General features: G+C 58.5%; 17 protein-coding genes and 1 other RNA gene. 10 read left to right on the top strand and 8 right to left on the bottom strand.

Going from position 1 to position 19,258, the window contains the following annotated elements; translation table 11 throughout:
- The first annotated feature begins 802 nt into the window (after positions 1 to 802).
- The 4 genes from V8689_RS24525 to V8689_RS24510 are packed head-to-tail and all read left to right on the top strand — an operon-like array spanning position 803 to position 3,779.
- The gene (locus tag V8689_RS24525; RefSeq protein WP_200645672.1) at positions 803 to 2,209 is read left to right on the top strand and encodes a YfjI family protein; all 1,407 of its coding nucleotides are present in this window, start codon (positions 803 to 805) and stop codon (positions 2,207 to 2,209) included.
- On the top strand, positions 2,196 to 2,549 hold the full coding sequence (locus V8689_RS24520) for a hypothetical protein (RefSeq protein ID WP_198834694.1): 354 nt from the start codon (positions 2,196 to 2,198) through the stop codon (positions 2,547 to 2,549). Before V8689_RS24525 ends, V8689_RS24520 begins: the two co-directional genes overlap by 14 nt.
- Positions 2,533 to 3,513, top strand: coding sequence for an integrase domain-containing protein (locus tag V8689_RS24515; RefSeq protein WP_200645671.1), 981 nt, complete (start codon positions 2,533 to 2,535; stop codon positions 3,511 to 3,513). The genes V8689_RS24520 and V8689_RS24515 overlap by 17 nt, the downstream gene beginning before the upstream one ends.
- A complete protein-coding gene (locus V8689_RS24510; protein ID WP_150804663.1) occupies positions 3,510 to 3,779 on the top strand; it encodes a hypothetical protein in 270 nt (89 codons plus the stop codon). Before V8689_RS24515 ends, V8689_RS24510 begins: the two co-directional genes overlap by 4 nt.
- Positions 3,780 to 3,943: 164 nt before the next feature.
- On the opposite strand, the gene V8689_RS24505 is transcribed toward V8689_RS24510, so the two are convergent.
- The 5 genes from V8689_RS24505 to V8689_RS24485 form a co-directional block, all read right to left on the bottom strand.
- Positions 3,944 to 5,200: an integrase domain-containing protein gene (locus V8689_RS24505; protein WP_150804664.1), complete on the bottom strand. Its 1,257-nt coding sequence runs from the start codon at positions 5,198 to 5,200 to the stop codon at positions 3,944 to 3,946.
- 186 nt (positions 5,201 to 5,386) lie between these two features.
- Positions 5,387 to 5,783, bottom strand: a transfer-messenger RNA (tmRNA) gene (gene ssrA, locus V8689_RS24500).
- Positions 5,784 to 5,877: 94 nt separating this feature from the next.
- A complete protein-coding gene (locus V8689_RS24495; protein WP_003194233.1) occupies positions 5,878 to 6,156 on the bottom strand; it encodes a hypothetical protein in 279 nt (92 codons plus the stop codon).
- Between the two features lie 136 nt (positions 6,157 to 6,292).
- A complete protein-coding gene (locus tag V8689_RS24490) occupies positions 6,293 to 9,103 on the bottom strand; it encodes an FAD-binding and (Fe-S)-binding domain-containing protein (protein ID WP_056785011.1) in 2,811 nt (936 codons plus the stop codon).
- 70 nt (positions 9,104 to 9,173) lie between these two features.
- Positions 9,174 to 10,868 (bottom strand): lactate permease LctP family transporter, encoded by a 1,695-nt coding sequence (locus V8689_RS24485; protein ID WP_056785014.1) that lies wholly within the window; start codon positions 10,866 to 10,868, stop codon positions 9,174 to 9,176.
- 252 nt (positions 10,869 to 11,120) lie between these two features.
- Here V8689_RS24485 and V8689_RS24480 point away from each other — a divergent pair, with 252 nt between their 5' ends.
- Positions 11,121 to 11,888, top strand: coding sequence for a GntR family transcriptional regulator (locus tag V8689_RS24480; protein ID WP_056785017.1), 768 nt, complete (start codon positions 11,121 to 11,123; stop codon positions 11,886 to 11,888).
- Positions 11,889 to 11,915: 27 nt separating this feature from the next.
- Here V8689_RS24480 and smpB read toward each other — a convergent pair whose 3' ends face one another.
- Positions 11,916 to 12,398 (bottom strand): SsrA-binding protein SmpB, encoded by a 483-nt coding sequence (gene smpB / locus V8689_RS24475; protein WP_003176160.1) that lies wholly within the window; start codon positions 12,396 to 12,398, stop codon positions 11,916 to 11,918.
- 167 nt (positions 12,399 to 12,565) lie between these two features.
- Between smpB and V8689_RS24470 the strand changes: the two genes are divergently transcribed.
- Positions 12,566 to 13,000, top strand: a complete 435-nt coding sequence (locus tag V8689_RS24470; RefSeq protein ID WP_003194226.1) for a type II toxin-antitoxin system RatA family toxin — start codon at positions 12,566 to 12,568, stop codon at positions 12,998 to 13,000.
- Entirely contained in the window at positions 12,993 to 13,295 is a 303-nt protein-coding gene (locus V8689_RS24465) for an RnfH family protein (protein WP_056785020.1), read from the top strand. Before V8689_RS24470 ends, V8689_RS24465 begins: the two co-directional genes overlap by 8 nt.
- A 290-nt stretch (positions 13,296 to 13,585) precedes the next feature.
- Here the strand turns inward: V8689_RS24465 and bamE are convergent, their stop codons facing one another.
- Positions 13,586 to 14,113, bottom strand: coding sequence for an outer membrane protein assembly factor BamE (bamE, locus tag V8689_RS24460; RefSeq protein ID WP_056785024.1), 528 nt, complete (start codon positions 14,111 to 14,113; stop codon positions 13,586 to 13,588).
- Between the two features lie 98 nt (positions 14,114 to 14,211).
- Here bamE and fur point away from each other — a divergent pair, with 98 nt between their 5' ends.
- The gene (fur, locus tag V8689_RS24455; RefSeq protein WP_003194220.1) at positions 14,212 to 14,616 is read left to right on the top strand and encodes a ferric iron uptake transcriptional regulator; all 405 of its coding nucleotides are present in this window, start codon (positions 14,212 to 14,214) and stop codon (positions 14,614 to 14,616) included.
- A gap of 85 nt (positions 14,617 to 14,701) precedes the next feature.
- On the opposite strand, the gene recN is transcribed toward fur, so the two are convergent.
- Positions 14,702 to 16,375, bottom strand: a complete 1,674-nt coding sequence (recN, locus tag V8689_RS24450) for a DNA repair protein RecN (RefSeq protein WP_056785027.1) — start codon at positions 16,373 to 16,375, stop codon at positions 14,702 to 14,704.
- Between the two features lie 254 nt (positions 16,376 to 16,629).
- Here recN and grpE point away from each other — a divergent pair, with 254 nt between their 5' ends.
- Together grpE and dnaK are read left to right on the top strand one after the other, a co-directional pair.
- Entirely contained in the window at positions 16,630 to 17,190 is a 561-nt protein-coding gene (grpE, locus tag V8689_RS24445; protein ID WP_003194215.1) for a nucleotide exchange factor GrpE, read from the top strand.
- 102 nt (positions 17,191 to 17,292) lie between these two features.
- Positions 17,293 to 19,209, top strand: a complete 1,917-nt coding sequence (gene dnaK / locus V8689_RS24440; protein WP_014719959.1) for a molecular chaperone DnaK — start codon at positions 17,293 to 17,295, stop codon at positions 19,207 to 19,209.
- The last annotated feature ends 49 nt before the right edge of the window (positions 19,210 to 19,258 follow it).

Here is a 19,258-nt window from a genome sequence, read left to right as displayed (position 1 = left end):
ACCCACGCCTGACGTGGCCTGGAACGTGGCGACAAAAGTGGCGACAGTCGCCACTTTTTGGGCGCTTTGGCCGTGACGCTTGACCGCGTTTTCGAGTGGGTATAAAAATTGGCGCACGGATCGCTGTCGTTGACAGCACCTGCCCAGGTAGCCAGAACCTTCAAGGCTACGCCACTTGCGTGGTGGTTCTTCCCCAAGTGCGATTAGCGTCCGGCGGCTCGCACGGTCACTCCCCAAGAGTGATGGATGCCTATTCTACCAATCTGCCCACTGCGGCAGACAATGGACCTACCTCGCTGCTCTGCAGCAACCTCACCTCTCTGCACACTTCGCTGCGCCAGGCTGCGCCCGTCTCTTTCTCCTGGAAAGAGACGGGCGCTCGTAGCACTGCTGCAAGCCACGTCGTACAGGGCATTGCCGCAACTCTCCTCGTGACAACCGGCCTGACAAATCTGATTCGTCGCCATCCGCAACTACACAGGCACCGGTGCCGCAGCCAATGGAAAGGCTGCACCTGACTGACAGTCAGGCATGCCCCAGGTGTCTAGGTCTTTGCCTTCTCCCCCCCATGATCTCCAGGCGCCGAACTCGTCAGCCGGCACAGCCTCCACCCGCCCGCATCTTCGGATGCGTCTAAGGAGGCCAGATTCATGGGTTTATGCCCTTGCTCCCGGTCGTAAGGAGCCGTTCGTTCCGCGTCAGTGAACACCTCACAGGCCGCAGGGGCCTTGATCCCTGATAACACTCAACAGCCGTGGCGGGACTACGTGAGGACAACCAGTAATGAACGAGGAGAGGGCCCATGCAGCAGTTAGATCCGAAGCTTGAACTACCACGACCACCTCGACCGTTGATTGAGTCGAACCCCGTGCCCCAGCCTTATCCGGTGCAGGCACTGGGTGGGATTCTTGGGCCTGCGGTTCAGCGCATGGCCGAGGTCATCGGCGTGCCCCAAGCACTGGCCGCGCAGTCGGTGTTGGCTGCCTCGGCCCTGGCCACTCAAGGTCATGCGGGCTTACAACTCGACGGGAGACATTATCCCCTGTCGTTGTACCTGATCACGGTGGCTGCGTCCGGTGATCGCAAGACCGCGGCAGACCGATCCGCACTGCTGCCAGCGCGCCAATGGGAGCGTGAACAGTGGCAACACTATCGTGAGCAGCTCTTTCGGTACCGTGCCGCACAGCGACAAGCGCAGCGTATCAATCCTGCCGATCCCGCCCCCACAAACAGCGTACCGCTTGAAGCGGAGCCTTCGGCCCCTCGGCTGATCACCACAGATCCGACGATCGAGGCCCTGATCAAGGGGCTCTGCCATGACTTGCCGAGCATGGGGCTGTTCTGTGACGAGGGCGGACAATTCCTCGGCAGCAGCACCATGAGTCGGGACAACCGTTTGAAAGCGGTCACGACCTTGTCGTCACTCTGGGACGGTAGCCCGATTGATCGTGCTCGCTCTATGGCAGGCGAAAGCCTACGAGCCTATGACCGACGCCTGAGCCTGCACCTGATGCTGCAACCGTATTTGGCCATGCAGTTACTCAGTGACCCGTTGCTGCAGGGGCAAGGCATTCTAGGGCGCTGCTTGATGACCTGGCCAACCAGTCTAGCCGGGCAACGTAGCTACCAGGCTGTCGACTTGTCCAAAGACGCCGCCCTCAAGCGCTATCATCACCGCCTTTCGGCTCTGTTTTATCAGCCTTGGTCAGTTTCCGCTGACGGAGCCTTGCAGCTGTCAAAGCTGAGCCTCAGTCCGCTGGCGCGTCGTCGCTGGATTGATTTGCATGATGCTATCGAAGCTCAGCTGGGGGAGTTTGGCGAGCTGGCCAGCGTACGGCCCAGCGGATCAAAGGCAGCCGATAACCTGCTACGCATCGCCGGCGTTCTTGCAGTTGTGGAGGAGAGCAGCGTCGTGGAGGTCGACCATATCCAGCGGGCCTCCGCTTTAGTCGGCTACTACCTCACCGAGATCCAGCGCCTGACTGAGCAGGAGCCGGTGTGTCGAGTTAAGGAAGAGGCGGACCGGCTGCTGCGCTGGCTGCAGGTCAAGGGTTGGAAGCGCTTCAGTATTCGAGAGCTGAATCGCAACGGTCCCCGTTTTGCCCGTAAGAGCAGTCGTCATGCTTCCAGGCTGTTGGTTGAGTTGCTTGATCATCATTGGCTGATTACCGACGGCCACACCTACGAGGTGCGCCATGTTCAATCTTGATGAGGCGCTGCGCAACCATCTGGCTCAGCGCCAAAAAAAGCCAAAAGCGCAGTTTGTCGCCGCGAGTGTCGCCACTTTGTCGCCACGCTCAAAACCAGGCAGGACAAGGGTTGTCGCCGCTGTCGCCAGTGTCGCCACCACCCATAAAGCTATCGCCTCTACGACAGCCATTATTCAATGGTTGAAAGAGGAGGGTGCGCATCTTTACGTCACCGACAACACGCTGTGTTTTCGCCCGACTGATTGGGCTCAGTCCGCGATTGTAAGTGCGCACTGGCGAGCCCTTTTGCATGATCTCGCGGCAGTCGATCAGGAACAGAAAAATGGCTCGGGTCGGTAAGCGAGCGGGGCGCAATTTCGGCTTCGGTCGCCAGCTTAGCTTTGCTGGACCGCAAGCACTGAAAGACCTGTTTGGCGACGGCCATTTTGCTACCGTCAAAGCCCATAGTGATCGCTGGCAGGCGTTCGTGCATTGGTGTCGATCCGATGAAGGACCGAGGGTCAACGACGCGCGCCAGATAGACCGCGAGATCCTCATGCGGTATGCCGTCCACGTGCGGGAGCAGGTTGATCAGGGCAACGTCGGCATTGCCACCGCGCAGAACCGACTGTCCAGCGTGAACCGAACGATGGCCGCGCTGCGCGGTGATCAGTACGTCAAAATCCCCAGTCCGAGCAAGACGCTGGGTTTGCAGCGCTCAAGCGTGCGCGGGGAGGCACCGCAAGGCCAAGATCGTGGTCAGATCGAGTTGATCGCACGCGCACTGTCAGAGCGAGGTCAGCAACGAGTGGGCGCAATTGTGCATCTGGCCCGGGAGACTGGTATGCGCCTGCGTGAATCGATCTTGGCGGACCTGCCCCGACTGCAACGTGAGGCCGGGCGCCTGGGCAAGATCAACATCCAGGACGGCACCAAAGGCGGCCGGTCAGGCGCATCAGCACCGCGTTGGATCGCGGTCACGGATCAAGTCCGTGTTGCCCTCGATATGGCCACGGAGGCTTCACCCAAGGGGAGTCGGAACCTGTTAGCACCTGATGAAAGCTATAAAGATTTCTTACAGGCAGTCGTGCGACCTGCACGAGATCTCCTGCATGAGAATGGATTGAAAGGCTTTCATGAGCTGCGGGCGGCTTACGCCTGTGAGCGCTATGAGCAGATGACCGGCTTTTCTGCACCTGTAAATAGCGTTCGTGTTCATCGCGAAGATCGAGAGCTTGATCTGTGGGCGCGACAGCAGATCAGCCAAGAGTTGGGGCATAACCGCATCGATGTGGTGAGTGCCTACATCGGAGGTCGGCGATGACGTCTGAGTTCGACATAGCGTTGTTTCTGTGCCCCGTGCTCAAAGGTGCGCATGCCACGCGGCAGCGGCACATCAGACAAGCAGAAAGGATGCACGAGGTGATTCGTGAGCGCTGGGGTTGCGCGACTCCCTGGTCCTGGAGGGAAAAACACGTGAGATGGTTTCTGGAGCACTATTTGCGATGCTCAGCTCCAGCTACCATCTACTACTACGAGTTAACAGCGGGGTTGATCCGCCGTAGAAAGGCAAAAGTCGTGGTTGCCTGATAGACCTTTAAGCGTGAGCCCCTGAGTATGGGAATGCGGAGCCTTCCCATACTCAGGGGCTTGGCTGAAGAGGCGCAGACATACCAGAGATCTAGCGACCGTCGTCACTCCTTTCTCCCTGCTACACGACACGGATCGTGGCCGGCGTCGCGTACCTTTGGACCTCAGCGAATCGGTACGACGTTGCGGTCCCTGGTTTGATTGATGGCCGATGCCGACAGGCTGCCGGTGGCCGCCTTCTGGATATGTTCACTCCACCAGGCCATCATCGGACGCCGGCGTTCCATGTAATCCGTCCGGTTGTAGGCGCTCCGAACTTCGTCTTTGTCGACATGCGCCAGTGCGACCTCGATCAGCTCCGGATCCCAGCCATGCTCATTCAGGATAGTGCTCGCCATCGAGCGCAAGCCGTGGCTGACTAGACGGTCCTGAAAGCCCATGCGTTTCAGCGCCATGTTGGCGGTCTGGCTATTCGCATGGGTGCGAGGATTTCTATCTGAGGGGAACACGTACTCTCGGTTACCGCTGAGTTGCTTGAGCGTCTCCAGTAACGAAAGTGCCTGATCGGTAAGAGGGATTGTGTGCGGCCGACGCTTTTTCATGCGCTCTGGCGGAATGGTCCAAATGCGCTTGTCGAAGTCGATATCTGCCCATCGTGTGGTGGCTGCTTCGGCAGGGCGGGTCATCGTGTGCAGTTGCCATTCGATCAGGCAGCGGGTCGTGCGCTTGATGCTGGCGTTCGCGATTTCCATCATGAGCTCGGGAAGCTCCTCAGGTGGTAGCGCAGCCATGTTCTCTTTTTTGGGTTTCTTGAACACCGCCCGAATTCCATTGAGGGGGTTCGCGAATATCAGTCCGGAATTGACCCCGTAGGTCATGATCTCGTTGAGTCGTTGGCTCAATCGCTTCACGGTTTCGAGGCTCCCTTTGGCCTCGATTGGACGAAGGATCTTGATGACCATCGGAGCAGTGATTTGAGAGAGCGGCGTTGTTTTCATGCTTGGGAATACATGAAGCGTCAGCGATCTCCAAATGTCTTCGGAGTAGGCTTTGGTTACGGAGTCTTTCTTCAGCTCGAACCAGGCGGTGGCCACCTTCTCGAATGTGTGTTCGGTCTTCGCCAGCTTGGCTTGCCTGAGTTCATCGCGGTGAGCCTTGGGATCAATGCCTAGCGCCAGTAGTTCGCGTGCTTCTTGAGCTTTCTTTCTGGCGTTCGCCAACGAAAGAGCCGGGTAAGGGCCCAGCGCCATATTGAGGCGATTTTTGATTACCGGCTCGCGGTAGTTGAAATTCCATATCATCGAGCCACTGGCTCTGACCCTGAGCTGCAGGCCGTCGCCGTCAGTGAGAACGAAGTCTTTTCCTGTTGCCTTGACTGCCTTGAGCTGGCGGTCTGAGAGGCGGGTTGCATTAGTAGGCATGAGAGCTACCTCCGACACCGTTTTGGTATCCCAAAAATAGCACCGGTGGGTCCGGGATACCAAATGGGATACCAAAAAGCTTGGAATTCTAAATTCTTCTACGGAAGCCAATGGCCCTTAAACCATTGTTTTTACTGGATTTCAGACACAAAAAAAGACGTCCGTGGACGTCTTTAGATGTTGAAGTGGTGGAGCCGGGGGGATTTGAACCCCCGTCCGCCAGTACTCCGCTGTCGGTACTACATGCGTAGCCGTTTCTATTAAGTTAACCCTCAGCGACCCGAAGGGCAGGGTGCTTTGGGCGAGTTGTGTAAGTTTTAGCCGCTTCGTCCACAACGTACTGCACGGCGATTCTGTTCTATATGACAATCACTTTGGGTTTACAGACATCCCCTGGTGATTGCTGGACCCGAAGGTACCAGAAGCTCAGGGCTAAGGCTGCTTACGCAGCGAGAGCGAATTCCTGGCCGTAGTTTTCGTCATTGGCAACTATAAGAAGTTGCAACAGTGGATTTACGAGTTCTGTTACCAACTCGGCATGCACCTAAAGTTTCGCGACCGGCGTCGAATCCTAAACGGCCCCGTGCTTGTAACTCGTTGTTTCTTAGTGAGTGACAAGCCTGTGCAGTGTACGCCAAAACGTCAGCGAAGGCCAACCCGAAGGTTGGCCCTCTCGCTTACTGGCCGCCTTTCTCGCTGTTCTGCAGGTCTTGCAGGGCCTTGGAGGTGATTTCGATGCACTTCTTCTCATCACCGGCGGCGTGGGCGGCCTTGGCCTGGGAGACGGCGGTATCTATTTCGCCACTTTTACCGCTGGTGTCGGTGGCGAGCAAGGCTTTGCCGTTGTTGATTTTGTCCAGGTTGATCTGGCACAGGTCTTTGTCACTGGCTGCGAAAGCGGGGGAGGCGAGCATCGCAGCGGTCATGAACAAGCCAGCAAGAGCGGAACGCTTCATAGGGTGTCTCCTTGCGCAAAAGGGCTCGACGCTGCTGGCGTGCAACCGCTGCCAGCGACATCACTGATGGGCCTCGTTTGTCCGGGCCTATGCAGATGACTGCGCTGGTGCGCGAGGGTTCGGTTTTTTTGCCGGGTCAGTGGGCGCGGGCGCGGGTGACGCGGTCTACCAGGTAGACCAGGCCGTGGTAGTCGATGCCGCCATGCTGGCTCAGGCCGATCTCGCAGGTGCGGCTGGTGGAGATGCCTTCGCTGCAATATTTCACGGCGTCCTTGAGTGAGCGCAGGGAGTGGGCGTTGAGCTCCGGGGCGGTGAAGCCTTTGTCACCGGCAAAGCCGCAGCAATGAATGCCTTCTGGGATCACCACGGTTTTTGCGCAGCGTCGTGCCAGTTCGATCAGGGCCTGGCTTTCGCCCAGGTGTTGGGTGCTGCAGGTGACGTGCACGGCGATGGGCGCTTCCTGGGGCGTGAAGTCGAGGCGGTCCATCAGGTGGGTGCGGATAAAGCGCACGGGGTCGTAGAGGTCCAGGCGCGTTTCTCCCAACTCTTGCACCAGGCGCAGGGTGCAGGGGCTGGTGTCGCAGTAGATGGGGTCGAGGCCGCCGCGGCTGGCGTGGAGCAGGGCGCCGATCAGTTCCTGGCGCTTGTGTTCGGCTTGCTCGGCGTAGCCTTTGGACGCGAACGGTTGGCCGCAGCAGAGGCTGTCCTGGTTGTCGGGGAAGACCACTTGGTAGCCGGCTTTTTCCAGCAGTTGACGGGTTTTGTCGTACAGCGACATTTGCTCTTTATCACCGGCTGCCGGGCCCATGGCGCGGGAGACGCAGGCGGCCAGGTAAACCACGCGCGGGCGCGCGTCCGTCACTGCCGGGCTGAAGCGGATGGCTTTTTCGGGCTGCGGCATGGCGTTGGTCCACTGCGGAATTTGCCCTTTGGACAGCTTGGTCAGCGTGCTCGAGAGCCTGGCCAGCCGTGGAGCACCCAGCAGCATGCGTGCGCCATTGGCGACGTGCAGGGTAAAGCGCGCGCCTTGCAGCGCGGTGGCGAAATGGCTGGCGAGCCAGTCGGCGGTTTTCGTACGGTCGGCCTCGCGGCTGCGCAGTTTTTTCACCAGGTCGCCGGTATTGATGCCTACAGGGCAGCGTTGCGCGCATAAGCCGGTGGCGGCGCAGGTGTCGATGCCCTGGTAGTGGTAGGCCGCTTCCAGTTCGGTGGTGTCCACGCCTGCGCGTTTTTTCGCCTGGATGTCACGCCAGATCACGATGCGCTGGCGCGGGCTCAGGGTCAGTCCTTTTGAAGGGCACACGGGCTCGCAGAACCCACACTCGATGCACTTATCCACCAGCTCATCGGCGGCAGGCAACGGCTTGAGGTGTTTGAGGTGGATCTGCGGGTCTTCGCTGAGCACCACGTCCGGGTTGAGGATGCTGTTGGGGTCGAGCAGGCGCTTGAGTTGCCACATCAGTTGATACGCGTCGCTGCCCCATTCCAGTTCGACAAAAGGGGCCATATTACGGCCGGTGCCGTGTTCGGCCTTCAGCGATCCACCGAACTCCACGGCCACCAGTTGCGCGACGTCGTCCATGAACGCTTGATAGCGTGCGACTTCTTCGCTGCTGTTGAAGCCTTGGGTGAACACAAAGTGCAGATTGCCTTCCAAGGCGTGTCCGAAAAGGATGGCTTCGTCGTAGTGATGTTTGTCGAACAGTGCGATCAAGCGGTTCACGCCAATCGCCAGTTGTTCTACCGGGAAGGTCACGTCTTCGATGATCACGGTGGTGCCGGTTTTGCGCACGGCACCTACGGCAGGGAAGGTGTCTTTGCGGATGGCCCACAGGCGGGCGTTTTCCAGTGGGTCTTCGGTGAAGTCGACTTGTTTCTCCACGGGAAACGTCGCCAAGGAGGCCATGATTCGCGTCAGTTGTTCGTGCAGCAGCGATGGGGAAGCGGCGCGGGATTCGATCAGCAGGGCGCAGGCGCTTTCCGATAAGTGTCGTACGAAAGCAGGCATGCCCGGTTTGTCCTGCACCGAGCGCATGCTGCGTCGGTCCAGCAGTTCAACGGCTGAGACTGGCTGGTTTTTCAGCACGGTGACGGCATTGCAGCAGGTTTCGACATCGGGGAAGACGATCAGCGCCGAGGCTTTGTTGGGGTGATCGATCACGGTGTCGTAGGTGACGGCACTGATAAACCCCAGGGTGCCCTCGGAGCCCACCAGCAGGTGGCTGAGGATGTCCAGCGGGTCATCGAAATCCACCAGCGCATTGAGTGACAGGCCGGTGGTGTTTTTCAGGCGGTATTTATGGCGGATCTTTGCCGCCAGCTCAGTATTTGCCCGTGTCTCGCGACCCAATGTAGCCAGGCGTTCAAGCAGTGCGCCATGTGACTGGCGGAAGGCTTGCACGCTGGCGGCATCTTCGGTGTCCAGGCGGCTGCCATCGGCCAGCACCAGGCGTATGCCCGCCAGGGTGTGGTAGGTGTTTTGCGCCGTGCCGCAGCACATGCCACTGGCATTGTTGGCGACGATACCGCCGATCTTGCATGCATTGATGGATGCCGGGTCTGGCCCGATCTTGCGCCCGAACGGTGCGAGCCAGGCATTGGCCTGAGCGCCGATCACGCCGGGTTGCAGGCGGATCTGGGTGCCTTGCCCGCGAATTTCGCGATGGTTCCAGTTATCACCTAGCACGATCAGCACCGAGTCGCTGATGGCCTGGCCCGAGAGGCTGGTGCCTGCGGCACGGAAGGTCACCGGCACGCGGTCGCGCTGGGCCAGTTGCAGCAGTGTTACCACTTCGTCTTCTGACTCCACGCGGATCACCAGCTGTGGGATCAGTCTGTAGAAGCTGGCGTCGGTGCCGAAGGCGAGGGTGGAAAGTGGATCGTCGAAGCGGCGATCTTGCGGGATCAGTTGTGCGACGTCGCTCAGGAAAGCAGCAGGCAGGCTCATCGGTCCTCCAGAAATAGCAGACGCCGGAAGGATGCCCCGGCGTCGATTCTTACCCTATTGCGTGCAGGTCTCAGTGCACCAGCATACCGGTGAACCAGTACGCCTGCGCCAAGGTGATCAGCCCGACGATGGTGGCAAAAAACAGGCTGTGCTTGAGGGTAAAGCGGAACAGATCGGATTCCTTGCCCACCAGGCCGGTGGCGGCGCAGGCCACGGCGATCGACTGCGGCGAGATCATTTTGCCGGTCACGCCACCGCTGGTGTTTGCGGCTACCAGCAGGGTGTCGTTGACGCCGATCTGGTGCGCAGTGGTGGCTTGCAATGAGCTGAACAGGGCGTTGGAAGAAGTATCGGAGCCCGTCAAGAAAACTCCCAGCCAGCCAAGGAATGGCGAGAAGAACGGGAAGGCTGCACCGGTGCCCGCCAGAACCAGGGCCATGGTCGAGGACATGCCGGAGTAGTTGGTGACGAAGGCGAACGCCAGCACCATGCCGATGGACAGGATCGGCCAGCGCAACTCAAAGAAGGTTTCTTTTAAAGTGGTAAGACCAGTTTTGACGTCGATTTTCAGCACCAGCATGGAGACCAGTGCCGAGAAGAAGATCGCCGTGCCGGTGGCAGAAATCGGGTCCAGCTTGAACACGGCCGGGATGGCGGTTGGGTTGGTCACGATGGGCGCGACTTTAACCACCAGTTGATCCAGGTGGGGGATCGCAAAGTTGAACACCCAGCCGTACATCGAACCGCCTGCGGCGAACAGGGCCTTGAAGGGTTTGAGGGTCCAGATGGTGACCAGTACAGTGAGGATCAGGAACGGCGACCACGCCTTGAAAATTTGCCCTAGGCTGTAGGGCGAAACCACGGTGTTGCGCGGCAAACCGAAGCCGCCGGCGCTGGAAGTGACCGCTATGCTGGAGGTGGCGCCGGCAATTTGTGCGCCTGCGGTGCGCTTGGGTTGCCAGACTTTCAGGAACAGCGTCAGAGCGATCAGGCTGGCGAGTGCCGAGGTGATGTCCGGCAGCTCCGGGCCAATAAAGTTGGAGGTGAAATATTGGGTGACGGCAAAGCTCAAGCCCGCCACCAAGGCTGCCGGCCAGGTTTCGCGAACGCCGCGCAGGCCGTCCATCATGAACACCAGCCAGAACGGCACGAACAGCGACAGCAGCGGCAGTTGGCGGCCGGTCATGGCGCCAATCTTGAACGCATCAATACCGGTGACCTGGCCGGCGACGATGATCGGAATGCCCAATGCGCCGAAAGCCACGGGCGCGGTATTGGCAATCAGGCACAGACCGGCGGCGTACAGCGGGTTGAAACCCAGGCCTACCAGCAGCGCGGCGGTGATGGCTACGGGCGCGCCGAAACCGGCCGCGCCTTCCAGGAAGGCACCAAAGCAAAAACCGATCAACAACACCTGCAGGCGCTGGTCGTCGGTGATCGACAAAACGGAGCTGCGAATGATCTCGAACTGGCCGCTCTTGACCGTCAATTTGTAAAGGAATACCGCCGCGACGATGATCCAGGCGATGGGCCACAGGCCGTAGGCAAAACCATAACCGGCCGCAGCCAGGGCCATGTCTACCGGCATCTGGAAGGCGAAGATGGCGACCAGGATCGACAGGGCCAGGGTGATGCTGCCGGCCACATGGCCTTTGAGGCGGAACACGGCCAGCGCCAGGAAGAAGAATACGATGGGAATGACGGCTGCCAATGCGGACAGGCCGAGGCTGCCAAGTGGGCTGTAAAGCTGTTGCCAAGTTTGCATATGGGGTGGCCCCTGATTGTTGTTGTTTGATGAGCTTGGATAATTGGTAATACCAATTTACAATCGCTGTGGGCTAGATTAAGAGGGTGGGCAGGGGTGTGTCAATTTGCCGCCTGCGAAACTTTGGTCGTAGGTCGGGAGGCGGGGTGTTCTGATCGGCGAAATTGAAGGCGATCTGATAGGTGCTGCCGGCACGGCGATAGGCCAGAATAGGGGCCCCGGCGAGTGGTCGGGATGGTGGAGAGTTGAGTTATGGGGTTTGATCAGGTGCGTCAGCGCCGTTTGTCTGACGATATTGTCGAGCAGCTTGAGGGGATGATTCTCGAGGGCACGCTGAAGTCGGGCGAGCGTTTGCCGGCCGAGCGCGCGTTGGCTGAACGCTTTGGTGTGTCGCGCCCATCGCTGCGGGAGGCGATTCAGAAGCTGGCGGCCAAGGGGTTGCTGGTCAGTCGCCAGGGCGGTGGCAACTATGTGGTCGACTCCCTGGGTTCGACCTTCAGCGATCCGCTGCTGCACTTGCTGGAAAGCAATCCCGAAGCACAGCGCGATCTGCTGGAGTTTCGCCAGACCCTGGAGGCTTCGTGTGCCTATTACGCGGCGTTACGCGCCACGGAGGTTGACCGTGAACGGCTGACCGCAGCGTTCGAGGCGTTGCAGGATTGCTATGCGCGTGCCGATGAAGTGAGCCGAGTAGAGGAGGGCGCTGCGGATGCGAGGTTTCACTTGGCGATTGCCGAAGCCAGTCATAACGCCGTATTGCTGCACACCATTCGCGGGCTGTTCGACCTGCTCAAGCGTAACGTAGTGACGAATATTGGTGGCATGTACCAGCAGCGTACCGAGACCCGCGACATGCTGATCAATCAGCATCGGGACTTGTACCTGGCCATCATCGAGGGGCGGGCCGAGCAGGCGCGCGACGTCTCGATACGGCATCTGCTGTATGTGCAGGAGGTGTTGGAGGAGGTGCGTCAGGAGGTTCAGCGCGTGGCTCGGGCGGAGCGGCGCAAAGGGATGTAGCCCGCGTGGGCTACACCGTCACAAGGATTACTCTTCCTTGCCTTTGTTGCGCACGGCGCGATGCAGCTCGCGATTGGAGTCGCGCTCGCGTTCGGTGTCGCGCTTGTCGTATTCCTTCTTGCCCTTGCCCAATGCGATCTCGCATTTGACCAGGTGCTTGCTCCAGTACCAGGACAAGCAGATACACGCGTAGCCTTTTTGCTGCACGGCTGCGGCGAGCTTTTCCAGTTCGCGAGCATTGAGCAACAACTTGCGCGTACGCACCGGGTCGGCAATCACGTGGGTGCTCGCGGTGGTCAGCGGGGTGATATGACTGCCAAGCAGCCATGCCTCGCCATCCTTGAGCAGCACATAGCTGTCGACCAGCTGCAGTTTGCTGGCACGCAGACTTTTTACTTCCCAGCCGGCCAGGACCAGACCAGCCTCGAACCGATGTTCGATGAAGTAATCGTGTCGCGCTTTTTTATTTTGCGCGATGGTCCCTGTGGGGTGTTTCTTTTGTTTAGCCATAGGGGCGGCATTATAGGGAGTTGCGAGCTTGTCGGCTACGGTCAACCTGTGTGCTTGAGCGAGTTGGACGAATCCCGGACAATGCGGGCAGTTCTTTGGTTTTTTTCTCTCGCGGATTGGGCTGTTCTTTCGCGATGTTTGCCTTAAGCAGTGGAAGTAACGCTCACATGACGACGCATATTCAACGTTCGGCCCTGTTGCCCTACCCGGCGCAGGCGCTCTATGACCTGGTCAACGACGTGGCGCGTTACCCAGAGTTTCTGCCTTGGTGCTCGACGGCCGAGGTTCTGGAGAGCAGTGACGAGCACATGGTTGCCAGTGTGGGGGTGGCCAAGGGCGGCCTCAGCCAGCATTTTGTGACGCGCAATGTGCTGGTGCCGGGGCAATCCATCGAAATGAACCTGCAGGAAGGGCCGTTCACCCAGTTGCATGGCGTGTGGGTGTTCAAGGCGCTGACGGACAAGGCCTGCAAGATCAGCCTGGATCTTTCGTTTGATTATGCCGGGCCGATTGTTCGTGCGACCTTGGGGCCGTTGTTCAATCAGGCCGCCAATACCCTGGTGGACGCGTTTTGTCAGCGCGCCAAGCAACTGCATGGTTGAGATTGAGGTGGTGTTTGCCGCCGAGGACCGGCAGGTGTTGCTGGCGGTAAAGGTGGCTGAAGGTACAAGTTTGCGTGCGGCAGTGCAGGCGTCGGGAATGGCGGCGCATTTTCCTGATGTTGATCTGGCTGATTGCCCGGTGGGTATCTTTGGCAAGGTCGTCGTGGATGCACAGGTGCGTTGCGTACAAGCGGGTGACCGTATTGAGATCTACCGGCCTTTACTGGCGGACCCTAAAGAGGTGCGCAGGCTACGCGCGGCCAAGGCGGCATTGGCCAGGCAAGCGAATTCTTGAGTGTGCCAAAGGGCAGTCTGGCTATCTACACCGCTGCGATATGAAGCTGAACCCTTAACGGCCTGCCAACCGACACATATCTCCCTGGAATCCCGCGATCCAACTGTGGGAGCTGGCTTGCCTGCGATAGCGGTGGTTCAGTTGAAGAATCCTTGCCTGACACACCGCCATCGCGGGCAAGCCCGCTCCCACAGGAGATCTGAGCCAGGCGCTGATGCTGTGGGCAAAATAGCTATACAAATGGCAGGCAACAAAAAGCCCGGCATGCCGGGCTTTTTATCGAGCGCAAATTATTGCGGGCTGGTGTCCAGAGGCTCAGGCGTCGGCACGGGCACGGTTTCCACGTTGTCGATGTCTTTCTGGATGCTGTCCAGCAACGAGCCTGGCTTGGCCGGCTCCTCGGGTTTTGGTTTTTCAGCTTGCTGCGCAGGTGCGGTCACGTTGGTGCCGCTGTCCTTGCCCAGCAAGGCTTCATCGCGGCTTACGCCGGGCATGAAGTCACCGGACAGGCTCACGAGCTGGTCATTGCCATTGAAGATGACACTGACACGCTCCTGTTGGCGTTCACCGCCACCAGGCTGCAGGCTGTAGAGATAATCCCAGCGATCGGCATGGAAAGTGTCGGTCAGCAGGGGATTACCCATGATAAACCGTACTTGCCGTCGGGTCATTCCCGGGCGTAACTGGTCTATCATGTCCTGCGTGACGACATTGCCCTGCTGGATGTCGATTTTGTAAACCCCGGGGAATGAACAACCGGCGAGTGCGAGCAGTCCCACAAAGGTGAAACTGGTTAGCAAGAGCTTGGTGTTTTGCATCGGTGGGCGACTTCCACTATCTTGGCTGGGACAACGTAAACGCCGATCATACCCGTATTAAGAGAAGCTGCGAAGCAGCATCCGCGAGAAAGCTAACCATGGTTGAAAATAGCGAACTACGCAAAGCCGGTCTCAAAGTGACTCTGCCACGAGTCAAGATTCTACAAATGCTCGATTCTGCTGAGCAACGCCACATGAGTGCCGAAGACGTTTACAAGGCGCTGATGGAGTCTAACGAGGACGTCGGCCTGGCCACGGTCTACCGTGTACTGACCCAGTTTGAAGCCGCAGGGCTGGTGGTTCGTCATAATTTCGACGGCGGTCATGCAGTGTTTGAATTGGCTGACGGTGGTCACCATGACCACATGGTTGACCTGGATACCAATGAGGTTATCGAGTTCACCAGCCCTGAAATCGAAGCGCTGCAGCACAAGATTGCTGAGGAGCATGGGTTCGATTTGGTCGACCACAATCTCGTGTTGTACATCCGTAAGAAAAAGTAAAAATCGACGCAGTTTTGCTTTGCGAAACGATTGAAGGCGACCCTCGGGTCGCCTTCGTGCTTTCTATAGAGGGGAAAATGTCGCTTCAAGCCTTCGCGGCCACCACCATTTTTTTTGCGTGAGCCAAGGACTCCTTGGTCAAGTCGATACCGCCGAGCATCCGCGCCACTTCTTCCACCCGTTCCGACTTGTTCAGCTTGGAGACGGCTGTGTGTGTCGCGTCACTGCCGCGCACCTTATGCACAAACAGGTGCTGATGCCCTTGGGCTGCCACTTGCGGCAAGTGGGTCACCGTGAGCACTTGACCACGATCCCCCAGGCGACGCAGCAATTGGCCAACGATTTCTGCGGTCGGCCCGCCAATGCCCACATCCACTTCGTCGAATACCAGGGTGGGTACCCGTGAGGTCTGTGCGGTAATCACCTGGATCGCCAGGCTGATCCGCGAAAGTTCGCCGCCGGAGGCCACTTTGGCCAGGGCCTTGAGCGGTTGGCCGGGGTTGGCACTCACCAGCAGTTCGACGTGCTCCAGCCCATGGGGCTGCAATTCTTGACTGGCGTTGGGATGCAGCTCGATGGTGAAACGCCCGCCAGGCATACCCAGGCGCTGGATTTCCTGCTCGACGGCGCTGGCCAGGCTGGTGGCTGCTTGCTGGCGCAGGACGCTCAGCTCCCGAGCCTTTTCCTGATAATGGCGGGCAAACGAAGCGAGCTCTTCGCCCAGTCGCTCAATGGATTCGTCGTTCGCGTTGAGTGTTTCGATTTCGTCCAGCAGTTTCTGCTGCATGGTTGCGACTTCCGTCGGCTGGATTCGATGCTTGCGCGCCAGGGTATAAATCGTATCCAGGCGCTCTTCTATTTCCTGCAGGCGTGCTGGGTCGGCGTCGAAGTGATCCAGGAAACGATTGAGTTCGCCTACGGCCTCTTCAACCTGGATTTGCGCGCTGGTCAGCAGGGTGGTCGCTTCACTCAGTGAGCCGGAAGCATTGTTCACGCTGGCCAGGCGATTGAGGCTGGCCGTCAGTGCGTTGAGCACATTGCCGGAGTCGCTCTCGCTGCATTGCTCGACCACCTGGCGGCAGATGCCCAGCAGGGTTTCGGCGTTGGTCAGGTTCTTGTGTTCCTGCTCAAGCTGTTCCAATTCGGTCTCACCCAGGCCCAGGCTTTCAAGCTCTTCCAGTTGATAGCTGAGTAACTGGTGGCGCGCGCGTTGTTCGTCGCCGGAGTTGGAGAGGCGCTCCAGTTCCTGGCGTGTCTGGCGCCAGCGTTGGGCGGCCAGTTGAACTTGCCGGGAAAGATCGGTGGCGCCGGCGTACTCATCGAGCAGGCGACGGTGGGTATCGGTTTTCAGCAGGGATTGGTGTTCGTGCTGACTGTGGATATCGATCAGCAATTCGCCCAGGGCTTTCAAGTCGCCCAGTGGGCAAGGCGTGCCGTTGATATAGCCGCGCGAGCGCCCCTCGGCCGTGATCACCCGGCGCAGAATGCAGGGGCCTTCATTATTAAGGTCGCGCTCGGCCAGCCATGCTTCGGCTTCGGGGATGTCCGCCAGGTCGAAGGTGGCCAGGATGTCGGCCTTGTCGGAGCCAGGGCGTACCACGCCACTGTCAGCGCGATCGCCAAGCGTCAGGCCGAGGGCGTCGAGCATGATCGACTTGCCGGCGCCGGTTTCGCCTGTGATTACGCTCATCCCGCGATCCAGTTCAAGATCCAGGTGTTCAACGATGGCGTAGTTATGTACAGACAGGTGCACGAGCATGACGGCCGCTCCCAGGCTTTAGGTCTGGTTATTTATACAGTGTTTTGTTCGGGGCTGACAATCCTGACGCTTAGCTCGATTTGCTTGAGTCGCGATTTTTTTTAGCGCGATGTGGAATGAGCGTGAAGGAAATGATCCAGGTCAATCGAAAGACTTTTGGTAACGCCTGCGCCCTTGAACCTGAAAATTGTGGCCCCATATACCGGAGCAGAAGCGCGAGTTGAGTTCGCGCATGATTTTGAAAGGAGAAATCTATGGCTGACGAACAGACGCAGGATACGCAAACTCCAGACGCCAATTCGGCTGCCGGTGATGAACTGGCGACTCGTGTGCAAGTGCTCGAAGAGCAATTGGCCGCTGCGCAGGATCAATCGTTGCGTGTTGCCGCCGATCTGCAGAACGTCCGCCGCCGTGCCGAGCAGGATGTAGAGAAGGCTCATAAGTTCGCGCTCGAAAAATTCGCCGGTGACCTGCTGCCGATCATCGACAGCCTGGAGCGTGGTCTTGAATTGTCCAACCCGGACGATGAAAACATCCGCCCAATGCGCGAAGGCATCGAGCTGACCCTGAAAATGTTCCAGGACACCCTCAAGCGCTATCAGTTGGAAGCGATCGATCCGCAAGCCGGCGAGCCGTTCAATGCTGAGCATCACCAAGCCATGGCCATGCAGGAAAGCCATGACCTGGAACCCAATAGCGTGATCAAGGTGTTCCAGAAGGGTTACCAGCTCAACGGTCGCCTGATGCGCCCGGCAATGGTGGTGGTGAGCAAGGCTCCTGCACCCGTTGCACCTTCTATTGATGAGCAGGCTTGAAATACGCCGCAAGGCCCCCATTTATAAGTCAAGCGTTTAAGTGCTACCGCAGTTAGCCACAACTGCTGCGGCAACCAAATTCAAGTTTCGGGAGAGTAAATCATGGGCAAAATTATCGGTATCGACCTGGGGACCACCAACTCCTGCGTCTCCGTGCTGGAAAACGGCGTTGCAAAAGTTATTGAAAACGCCGAAGGCGCACGTACCACTCCGTCGATCATCGCTTACGCCAACGACGGTGAAATCCTCGTCGGCCAATCGGCCAAGCGTCAGGCAGTGACCAACCCGCACAACACCCTGTACGCGGTAAAGCGTCTGATCGGTCGTAAGTTCGACGAAGAAGTCGTACAGAAAGACATCAAGATGGTGCCTTACAAAATCGCCAAGGCCGACAACGGTGACGCCTGGGTTGAAGTGAACGGCCAGAAAATGTCGCCGCCACAAATCTCGGCTGAAATCTTGAAAAAGATGAAGAAGACCGCCGAAGACTACCTCGGTGAAGCAGTGACTGAAGCGGTGATCACCGTTCCTGCCTACTTCAACGACAGCCAGCGCCAGGCTACCAAAGACGCCGGTCGCATCGCGGGCCTGGATGTAAAACGTATCATCAACGAACCAACCGCAGCTGCTCTGGCTTACGGTATGGACAAGGCCAAGGGCGACCACACTGTGATCGTTTACGACCTGGGTGGCGGTACGTTCGACGTCTCCGTGATCGAGATCGCAGAAGTTGACGGCGAGCACCAGTTTGAAGTGTTGGCCACCAACGGTGACACCTTCCTGGGTGGTGAAGACTTTGACATTCGTCTGATCGACTACCTCGTTGACGAATTCAAGAAAGAAAGCGGCATGAACCTCAAAGGTGACCCGCTGGCCATGCAGCGCCTGAAAGAAGCCGCTGAAAAAGCCAAGATCGAGCTGTCTTCCGCTCAGTCGACCGACGTCAACCTGCCGTACATCACTGCAGACGCCACCGGTCCTAAGCACTTGAACGTGAAAATCTCGCGTTCCAAGCTCGAAGCGCTGGTTGAAGACCTGGTTCAACGCACCATCGAACCTTGCCGCATCGCGCTGAAAGACTCCGGTATCGACGTTGGCTCTATCAACGACGTGATCCTGGTAGGCGGTCAGACCCGTATGCCACTGGTTCAGAAGCTGGTCACCGAGTTCTTCGGCAAAGAAGCTCGTAAAGACGTGAACCCGGACGAAGCCGTTGCCATGGGTGCTGCCATCCAGGGTGCCGTACTGGCCGGTGACGTGAAAGACGTGTTGCTGCTGGACGTAAGCCCGCTGACCCTGGGTATCGAAACCATGGGTGGCGTGATGACTGCGCTGATCGAGAAAAACACCACGATTCCTACCAAGAAATCCCAGGTGTTCTCGACTGCCGATGACAACCAGGGCGCCGTGACTATCCACGTGCTGCAGGGCGAGCGTAAGCAAGCTGCGCAGAACAAGTCCCTGGGCAAGTTCGACCTGGCTGAGATTCCACCAGCACCACGTGGCGTGCCACAAATCGAAGTGACCTTCGACATCGACGCCAACGGCATCCTGCACGTCGGCGCGAAAGACAAGGCCACCGGCAAAGAGCAGAAGATCACCATCAAGGCCAACTCCGGCCTGTCTGATGAAGAAATTCAACAGATGATCCGTGATGCTGAGACCAATGCTGAAGCGGACAAGAAGTTCGAAGAATTGGCAGGCGCCCGTAACCAGGGTGACGCGCTGGTTCACTCGACTCGCAAAATGATCGCTGATGCTGGCGACAAAGTGACCGACGAAGAGAAAACCGCAATCGAAGCGGCAGTGGTTGCCCTGGAAGCCGCCATCAAAGGCGACGACAAGGCTGCCATCGAAGCCAAGGTTGAGGAGCTGTCGAAAGTCTCCGCGCCAGTTGCTCAAAAAATGTACGCCGAACAAGGCCAGCCAGCTGACGGTGCTGCTCAACAAGCAGAGCCTGAAGCCAAGCACGACGACGTTGTCGATGCCGAGTTCGAAGAAGTTAAAGACAACAAGTAAGTTGTCGCCCGGTTGACCGCACACAAGCGGTGACTGGTAGGATGTCGCC

This window comes from Pseudomonas sp. AK181 (genome assembly GCF_051122975.1).
In the GTDB taxonomy this organism is placed as follows: domain Bacteria; phylum Pseudomonadota; class Gammaproteobacteria; order Pseudomonadales; family Pseudomonadaceae; genus Aquipseudomonas; species Aquipseudomonas lactis.
Note: the sequence above shows the minus strand (reverse complement) of the source record. Positions and strands in the feature narration are given on the sequence as shown.

Bases quoted from the DNA above. Each gene is read 5' to 3' on its own strand.
- V8689_RS24525 (WP_200645672.1), top strand. From the start codon at position 803: ATGCAGCAGTTAGATCCGAAGCTTGAACTACCACGACCACCTCGACCG.
- V8689_RS24520 (WP_198834694.1), top strand. From the start codon at position 2,196: ATGTTCAATCTTGATGAGGCGCTGCGCAACCATCTGGCTCAGCGCCAA.
- V8689_RS24515 (WP_200645671.1), top strand. From the start codon at position 2,533: ATGGCTCGGGTCGGTAAGCGAGCGGGGCGCAATTTCGGCTTCGGTCGC.
- V8689_RS24510 (WP_150804663.1), top strand. From the start codon at position 3,510: ATGACGTCTGAGTTCGACATAGCGTTGTTTCTGTGCCCCGTGCTCAAA.
- V8689_RS24505 (WP_150804664.1), bottom strand. From the start codon at position 5,200: ATGCCTACTAATGCAACCCGCCTCTCAGACCGCCAGCTCAAGGCAGTC.
- V8689_RS24495 (WP_003194233.1), bottom strand. From the start codon at position 6,156: ATGAAGCGTTCCGCTCTTGCTGGCTTGTTCATGACCGCTGCGATGCTC.
- V8689_RS24490 (WP_056785011.1), bottom strand. From the start codon at position 9,103: ATGAGCCTGCCTGCTGCTTTCCTGAGCGACGTCGCACAACTGATCCCG.
- V8689_RS24485 (WP_056785014.1), bottom strand. From the start codon at position 10,868: ATGCAAACTTGGCAACAGCTTTACAGCCCACTTGGCAGCCTCGGCCTG.
- V8689_RS24480 (WP_056785017.1), top strand. From the start codon at position 11,121: ATGGGGTTTGATCAGGTGCGTCAGCGCCGTTTGTCTGACGATATTGTC.
- smpB (WP_003176160.1), bottom strand. From the start codon at position 12,398: ATGGCTAAACAAAAGAAACACCCCACAGGGACCATCGCGCAAAATAAA.
- V8689_RS24470 (WP_003194226.1), top strand. From the start codon at position 12,566: ATGACGACGCATATTCAACGTTCGGCCCTGTTGCCCTACCCGGCGCAG.
- V8689_RS24465 (WP_056785020.1), top strand. From the start codon at position 12,993: ATGGTTGAGATTGAGGTGGTGTTTGCCGCCGAGGACCGGCAGGTGTTG.
- bamE (WP_056785024.1), bottom strand. From the start codon at position 14,113: ATGCAAAACACCAAGCTCTTGCTAACCAGTTTCACCTTTGTGGGACTG.
- fur (WP_003194220.1), top strand. From the start codon at position 14,212: ATGGTTGAAAATAGCGAACTACGCAAAGCCGGTCTCAAAGTGACTCTG.
- recN (WP_056785027.1), bottom strand. From the start codon at position 16,375: ATGCTCGTGCACCTGTCTGTACATAACTACGCCATCGTTGAACACCTG.
- grpE (WP_003194215.1), top strand. From the start codon at position 16,630: ATGGCTGACGAACAGACGCAGGATACGCAAACTCCAGACGCCAATTCG.
- dnaK (WP_014719959.1), top strand. From the start codon at position 17,293: ATGGGCAAAATTATCGGTATCGACCTGGGGACCACCAACTCCTGCGTC.